The following is a 7,512-nucleotide window of genomic DNA, read 5'->3' as shown; positions in this document are numbered from 1 at the left end:
ATGGGTTGCGGGGCTTGTTCACGGTCTGTCACACGGGCGCTGTTCAAGTTGGGTCTCGGTTGTTTTCCCCCCAAGTTAGCGACCCCAGCTCCGACGGTAGCATGATCCGTCATTGCGAGCCCGCGTCGCAAGACGCGGGCGAAGCAATCCAGAGCGTAAGACGCAGATGTCCGCTCTGGATTGCCCAATTTTTGACTTTTGGGCTTCGCTCCTCGCAATGACTATATGAAGAATAATTGTGTGAAATGGATAGGGTATGGGGCATAAAAAAAGTGGCTGCGGCTTATTGTTCTTCAGCGGCCTTCAAGCGATCGGTCACATCCGTGACGCCTGGAATAACCCACACTTCATCCCGCAGCATGAATTTGTGGCTGTTGGTATGAGTGATGTAATTCGCGCGCTCACGGACGATGGCCACCGGAATCAACGCCGCTCGCACAACGCGGTAGTCATCGTCCACGAGGACACCGGCAAGGAAATGGAAGCCGTCAAGGTCGCGGATCGCGGACAACTGTCTTGACCTGTTGCGCCGGTGCAGGCGACGGCCCTTGATCTGGTAGCGCGTGCCGTCCTCGCCGGTCGCATCAAAGGCCTTCACCGAGTTCGCCGCCGGTTTCCATCCAAAGGCCTTGCAGAACAAGAACTCGGCCAGGTCGCCGGTGGGGCCGTTCGCCGACCGCAACACGCCGCGCGCCCGAAGTTCCTCCATCACGGCGGCGTGGAGGGCGAGCAGGTCTGGGACCGATTTGTCGGACAGGCTGTTCGTCATGGTTTCGACGTCATAAACATACATGCGCGCGAGCGAATCGGATCAGAAACAGACGTAGGATGCACTCGAACGGCCCCCCCCAGTTCAGGCCATAAGGTCAGGCCACCAGCAAGTCGTCGTCCAGCACGAATCCCATGCGGCCCTCGCCGGCGCCGTGGAGCAGGAAATGCACCACCGCGTCCATGCCGGCGTCGGCGACATCCGCGTTGGCTTCAAGATAGGCCCACCGGTCGAACCACGGTCCCGCGTCGCGGGCCTCGGACTGCCCGTACTCGGCATAGTGCTGCAGCCCGGACGCAAAGGTGCCGGCGGCCACGGCGGCGGCCACGTCGGCATAGGCCTCCAGGTACCACGCCTCGTCGAACAGCGCCGACGGCGCCCGCCCTTCGAACAGGCCAAAGGCGCTGAAATGCGCGGCCGCGTCGGTGAAGGCACCCTGCGCCACGGCCTCGGCGACGTCCGCGTTCTGGGCCAGATAGAAGCCGGCGTCGAAGCCGAGGCCGTCGAGCCACGTCGCGCCGCCCGGCCGCGCCAACGTCATGGTGCCGTCGCCGGAGAAGGCCAGCAGCTCGACATCGTCGGCCACCGTATCCGTGCCGCCGCCGTCGCGAACCGCCAGGCTCTCGCCCCGCTCGATCGCCGTTTCGGCGAACGTGCCGGCGTACTGCGCCACGTCGACGCCGTCACCGCCGCTGATGGTGTCGTTGCCGGCGCCGCCGACGAGGATGTCGTCGCCGCCCAGCGAGCCGACCACATCGTCGCCGCCACCGCCGTCCAGGATGTCGTCGCCCTCGCCCAGGACGATGACCTGCGCGCCGTCGTCGCCGACCACCACGTTGTCGCCCGCGCCGCCGGTGACGGTGGCGGCGCCGACGATGGCGGCGAACTCCACCCCGTCGAGTTGCAGCACGGTGCCCGAGGGCAGCCCCGAAACGTCGATGACCAGGGCCTCCTGCGTGCCGGCTTCGGAGTCGGCCCCCGTGATGATGATGGGCTGGTCGGGCGGGCTATCGCCGTCCACCGTCGGGGTGATGGTGTTGACGTAAAGCTGCGTTCCCTCCGCCAAGCCGTTCAGGAACGCCCGGCCGGCGCCGGTCATCTCGGTCTGGGTCTCGGAGCCCGCCTCGGTCTCGGCCTCGATGCGGGCGATCAGATCGGGCTGCGCCTGATCCGGCGACTGGGTGGAGGTCTTGCCGGAACTGGTCAGGCCGACGCCGAGCGGCAGGCGGGCGATCACGGCGGGCGCGGCGGTCGTGCCGGCCAGCACATGGTCCGACAGCGCGTTGTCGCCGTCGTCCTCGTCCTCGCCCGCCTGGAAGCCGTCGAAGGGGTCGATGGTCTTGGTTTCGGTGGTCGTCCCGTCGCTGTTGGTGGTGGTCGTGGTGGTAACCGTGGTGCCCTCGGTCGTCTGCGTGGTCGTGGAGTCGCCGGTGTTGCCGCCGCCGCCGTTGGAGGGCGCCTGCGTGGTCAGGGTCAGGGTGGCGTTGGCGGAATCCACGGTGCCGTCGTTGACCGTGAACACCAGGGCCTCGCTGCCGGCGGTCGCGGGCGCTTCGTACAGCAGCTTGCCGGCGGCGATGTCGGCGGCGGACACGGTGTCGTTGTCGGTGAGAGCCGTCTCGCCGCCGTCCAGCGCGCCGGAGCTGTCCGTGTCGACGAACAGGGTGCCGGTGGTCGGCACGGTATCGACGGTGATGTGGTCCAGCGCATCGCCGGTGTCGGGGTCGATGAAACCGAAATCGGCCGTCTGGATCGTCAGGACGGCGCCGGTGGTGACGGTGAGCGTTTTATCGGCGCCGCTGGGGGCGTCGTTGGCGCCGGTGACGGTGACGGTCAGGGTGGAGTCGGCCGTATTGCCCGCCGTGTCCTGGATGGAGACGGTGACCGACGTGGTGTCGGACCCGCCGTCGTCCAGCGCCTCGAAGTCGCCGTTGGCGTCGAAGCTGACGGTGCCGTTCGCATTGACCGTGAACAGCCCCCCGTTGGTGCCCGCGACCTGCGCGCCGACGTTGGCGCCGCTGCCGTTGACGGCGGCGACCGGCGCCGTGCCGTCGGCGCCGGTGTCGTTGTCGGCGAGATTGTCGTTGCCCGTGCTGACCCCGGTCAGAACGGCATCGTTCGCATCCTCGCTGACCGATGCGTCGGTGTCGTCCACCGCCGTCGGGCCGGTGGTGTCCAGCGTGGCCGTGTCGGTCACCGCGCCGGCGGCGTTCCCGGCGGTGTCGGTCAGCACCACCGAATAGGTCAGGGTGCCGTCGTTCAGCCCGGAGACATCGATTCCGGTAATCTGTTCGGTGGACGAGCCCACCGTGCCGCTTGCGGTAACGTTCGTTCCGCCGCCGGAACTCGACACCGTCAGGTCGTAGGTCGTGCCGACCTCGGCGCCGGAGAAGGTAAAGCTCGTGGAGGTCTTCTCATTGTTGTTGATGGTCGAATCGTCAGCGCTGATGCCGTGTCCGGAGGGGGCGGTGGTGTCCACGGTCACGGCCAGGATCGCCGTCGAATCGGAGGTGTTATCGGCGGCGTCGATTTGGTAGGCGCGGAGGTTGTGTGTGCCCTCACCCAGGCTTGCGACGGTCAGGCTCCAGGTGCCACCCGTGACGTCTGCATAGCCCAGGAGTTCCCCGCTGCCCTCGTGCCCGCTGTTGTCGGCGTCGTTGTACACGGTCACGCGCACCCCGGTCTCACCGGAGCCGGAGACCGTCGGGGTCGTGTCGTTGGTTTCGTTGTCTGTCTGACTCACGCCGGTATCGGAGGCCGCGTCCAGGTCGATGGTCGGCGTGGCCGGCGTGTTGGCGTCGACCGCGATGTCTTTGTTGTCGGCGAGGTTGTTGCCTGTGGGGAGCGACAGGTCGGCGGGAACGCCATCGTCATGGGCAACCAGCGTGGCGCCGCCGGTCAGGGTGACGGCGGTGACGTCGAGATCGGCGCTGTCGGTCTCGCCTTCTCCCACACAGTACATGCCCGTGAAGCCGATCTGGTTGGCGATAGTGGAACTGGCCAGGGTCACCGTCGCGCCGGTCGACAGCGTGGCCTGGAGGGTGCCGCCGTTCGCGGTGAAGTCCACCTCCTCGTCGAACCGCACAGAGATGTTGATGGTTGCAATGACGCCGTAGGTGCGGTCGTCCGAGGTCGAGGTGATGGACGTGATCGTCGGGGCCGCGCCGTCCACCACCAGCGCGGCGTTGGCGCCCAGCGATCCGGCCCCGCCGGGGCTGGCCAGCGTCAGGGTGGCGTCGTTGCCGGCGGAATCCTTGATGGTGCCGCCGTTCAGCGCCAACGCGGTGGTCGCCGTGTAGTCCAGGTCGGCGGACTCGTCGCCCGCCTGCACGGTGTAGGTGAAGCTGAGCGTATCCGTGCCGCTACCGGAGGCATAGGTGGCGGTCCGGTCGGTGGTCCCGGTCTCCAGCGTCAGGGTGGGCGTGCCGGTCACGGTCACCGCCTCGTCGAACTGCACGGTGACGGTGATGGTGTCGCCCGCCTTGTAGGTGCCGTCGCCGGAGGACGATGCGACCGATGTCACGGTGGGCGACACATCGTCGGTGACGTTGACCGTGACGGTGACATCCGAGTTCGTGGCGCCGTCACTGGCGCGGATGCCGAGCGTGTAGCTGGGCGTGGCGCTGGCGTCGAGTTGGCTGGTGTCGTTGACGCTCAATTCGCCGGTGTTCGGGTCGATGGCGAAGGCGTTGCCGGTGTTGCCGGACTGGATGGAGAAGGTCACCGTGTCGTCGTCGCCGGTGGTGGCCACCGTGCCCAGCGATGTGGTGTTGGTGTCGGACTCGTTGGCGGCGAAGCTCTGTCCGCCGGTGATTGCCGGGGCGATGTCGTTGATGCTGATCGAAATGGTCTGGGTGGCGGTGTTGTTGGAGGACTCCCCGTCGTCGGCCGTGATCTCCAGCGTGTAGGTGTCCTTGCTCTCGTGATCGAGCGCGGATGGCGTCGCCAGCCGAATCTCGCCGTCGTCGGCGTCGATGGCGAAGGCCCCGCCGGTGTTTCCGTTCGTGATGCTGTAGGTCACGGAGTCCGTGCCGTCGCCGTCGTTGGCGTTGACGTCGTGGATCACCGACGTCGTGTCGGTGCTGGTCTCGTCGACGGCCAGGCCGCCGGGGTCGGAGTTGTCGAAGGTGGGGGGGGTGTTCGGCGCCGCAGTGGTGGTGATCTCCACCAGGGTCGGCGACGCCTGTTCGTTCGGCGTGCTTTCGTCGTCCTGGGCGACGACATAGACGTCATAGGCTGTGGACGCCGCCAAGCCGGTGATGTCTGCGAACGAAAAGTCGAAGTTACCGGTGCTGGGAGATGCCGTGCCGCTTGCCACCGCACCGGCGCCCCCAGAGCCGGTACCCGCCTGCACGTCGTCGGTGGTCGGTGCGGTGGCACCGTCGGTCAACACAACGTAGTGGACGTCGCCGGCCTCATCGAGGCTGCCGGTCAAATCAAAGCTGTTGTGGTCAATGTTCGAGGCGCTTGGCGCGGTGTCGAAGGCCGGCGCCGTGGTGTCGGCTGCGGCCGTCAGGTTAATATTATCGACCCATAGACCGACGTGGTTGTTTGTGGTCGTTACTTCATCAATAATAAGAGCCGTATACGTATTTGGTAGGTGTGTGTTTGAAGCAGAGCCATTGTCATCATCGCTCGCCATGAAGGTGTGAATGTCGTTTGTTCCCCCAGTGACACCAGTAATTCTGTAGGTGTTTGTGCTGCCTGATGCGAGTGGATCGAATACAACCCATGTCAGGCCGCCGAAACTAAATGCGCTTCCATTGTTCAATGTTATTGTATAAGATGGTGCTGGTCTTGAATCGTTTATGCCGAGATCGTCATACCCTAAATAAAATTCTCCGCTTGGGTCTGTGGTAGCCTTTAGTATATTGCCGGATATTTCCTGAGTGACAGTATCTGTGCCGCTTCCAGAGACGAACCCTGACGTCAGGTCGAAGACTGTCAACACCCCCTCATATCCGGCCATCGCCGCCCGAACCGGCGCCAGATCGGTGTGGAGGGCACCGGTCGTCACCTCCAGGTCCCAGTCGCCGCCCAGGTGCGCGGCGCCGGTCGGGTCGTCGGAGGCGGCGACGACGGCCCCCGTCAGCGCGGCGATCTCGCCGATGAATGCCCGCCCCGTCTCCGTTTCCGCCACCGAACAGCCGTGGAACAACAGGTCACCGTCCTCGGTCAGCGCGGCGCCGATGCGGGCTAGGTCCGCCGCGTGATCGGTCAGCGTTGCGGCGGTCACCGTGCCGGCGGCGAAGTCCAGAGCGCCGTCCCGCCCGTGGCTCATGACGTGTATCGCCTCGATGCCGGAGCGCCCCGCCAGATGATCGGCCATCTGCGCCAGGGCGGGCCGGTCGCCCGTCAGCGAAACCACAACAGTGTCCGGACCGAGCCCGGCCAGCAGCGGCGCCGCGTCGGCCACGGCGGCATCGACGAAGACGATGGTGCGGGCGTCAGCAGGCGAAATGACCGTCATCTCTGGGTCTCCTTTCTGGTCCCGGGTTCCGAGGCCTGGGCAGAGGATGCCCCGCACCTCCGAGTGGGCGGCTCGAACGGGTGACGCGTCGGAGGATGGGCGCGCATCCTGACGAGGCGATTCGTGCAGCGCCTGAATTGCATATGTGGCGACGCTCGCACCTTAAAAGCGTTTTGAGCGCCCATTGTGGATTTCGCGATAGCAACCCGTGCGGGTTCTTGGTAGCGTTCTCGACCGAGGCGCCCGGCCAGTCGCCGGCGCCCGAACCCCAGGGAAAGGATCACGCCATGACGACGCGTTTCAAAAACACGCCGCGTGCGGCCTCGGCCGTGGCGGCCAGCCTTGTGGCCGCGATGGGCCTGTTCGCGACCGCCGGCCCGGCCCAGGCCTGCTCGTCCGAACCGTACATGGGATCCCTGTGCATGACGGCGGCGACCTTCTGCCCGGAGGGCTTCGTCGAGGCCAGGGGGCAATTGCTCCCCATTGCCCAGTACACGGCTGTTTACGCTTTGTTGGGTACGAACTACGGCGGCGACGGCACGACTACGTTCGGGGTGCCCGATTTGCGCGGTCGCATTCCGATCGGGCTGGGCCAGGGCCCGGCAACGTCCGACATCTTTCAGGGCGAAATGCGCGGGGCCGAGACCCGGACCCTGACCATCGCCGAGATGCCCAACCACACGCATCCGGCGACGGCGGACTTCTCGCCGGACGGCGTCGAGACCACGGTCGCGGCAAGCACCGGAAACGGTGACAAGTCCGCGCCGGCGGACGGGGCCTACCTTGCTGGGGGCGCCTCCATCTATACGACCGCCACCCCCCGTTCGACGGCGGCCCTGGCCGGCGTCACCACACAGGGCGGTGGCGGCACGGTTGACGTGACCGTGGGCGCCACGGGGGGCGGGCAGTCCTTCGGCGTCGTGGATCCCAGCGTGGGCGTGCGGTTCTGCCTGGCCGTGACCGGCCTGTTCCCGCCGCGCCCCTAGAGCACGTCCCAATCGAGGACCGCGCCAGCCCGCGCCGCCATCCCGCGCCCCCCTGACCACGCGCGCGAGGACCCCCTGCCCGGGACGGTTGGGCAGGGGAGCGGGCCGGACCCGGGTCCAATGGTCAGCGGCATGGTGCATTCCTGGTCTCCCTGGAGACCCCAGGCCCGGTTGGCCTTCGCCGTCTCCAGATGTGGAATGGATGAGTCCGCGCGGGCGCCCCTAGGGCAGGCCTGAAACGGGCATCCAAGCGGCCCCACCCGGGCCGCGTTCGCGGGCGGTCCGAG

At 66.6% G+C, this 7,512-nt stretch carries 3 protein-coding genes; 1 reads left to right on the top strand and 2 read right to left on the bottom strand.

Annotated features, from left to right (window positions below; translation table 11 throughout):
• Window positions 1-283: 283 nt before the first annotated feature.
• Together Q0309_RS14190 and Q0309_RS14185 are read right to left on the bottom strand one after the other, a co-directional pair.
• On the bottom strand, window positions 284-769 hold the full coding sequence (locus tag Q0309_RS14190) for a hypothetical protein (protein WP_299442417.1): 486 nt from the start codon (window positions 767-769) through the stop codon (window positions 284-286).
• Window positions 770-866: 97 nt separating this feature from the next.
• The gene (locus tag Q0309_RS14185) at window positions 867-6,239 is read right to left on the bottom strand and encodes a DUF4347 domain-containing protein (protein ID WP_299442414.1); all 5,373 of its coding nucleotides are present in this window, start codon (window positions 6,237-6,239) and stop codon (window positions 867-869) included.
• 287 nt (window positions 6,240-6,526) lie between these two features.
• Between Q0309_RS14185 and Q0309_RS14180 the strand changes: the two genes are divergently transcribed.
• Window positions 6,527-7,225, top strand: coding sequence for a tail fiber protein (locus Q0309_RS14180; protein ID WP_299442411.1), 699 nt, complete (start codon window positions 6,527-6,529; stop codon window positions 7,223-7,225).
• Window positions 7,226-7,512: the final 287 nt, after the last annotated feature.

The organism is uncultured Rhodospira sp. (assembly GCF_937138205.1).
Taxonomy (GTDB): Bacteria; Pseudomonadota; Alphaproteobacteria; order Rhodospirillales; family Rhodospirillaceae; genus Rhodospira.
This window is presented reverse-complemented; position numbering and strand designations above follow the sequence as displayed.

Excerpts from the sequence above, each read along its gene's own strand:
- Q0309_RS14190 (WP_299442417.1), bottom strand. The coding sequence starts at position 769 with ATGACGAACAGCCTGTCCGACAAATCGGTCCCAGACCTGCTCGCCCTC.
- Q0309_RS14185 (WP_299442414.1), bottom strand. The coding sequence starts at position 6,239 with ATGACGGTCATTTCGCCTGCTGACGCCCGCACCATCGTCTTCGTCGAT.
- Q0309_RS14180 (WP_299442411.1), top strand. The coding sequence starts at position 6,527 with ATGACGACGCGTTTCAAAAACACGCCGCGTGCGGCCTCGGCCGTGGCG.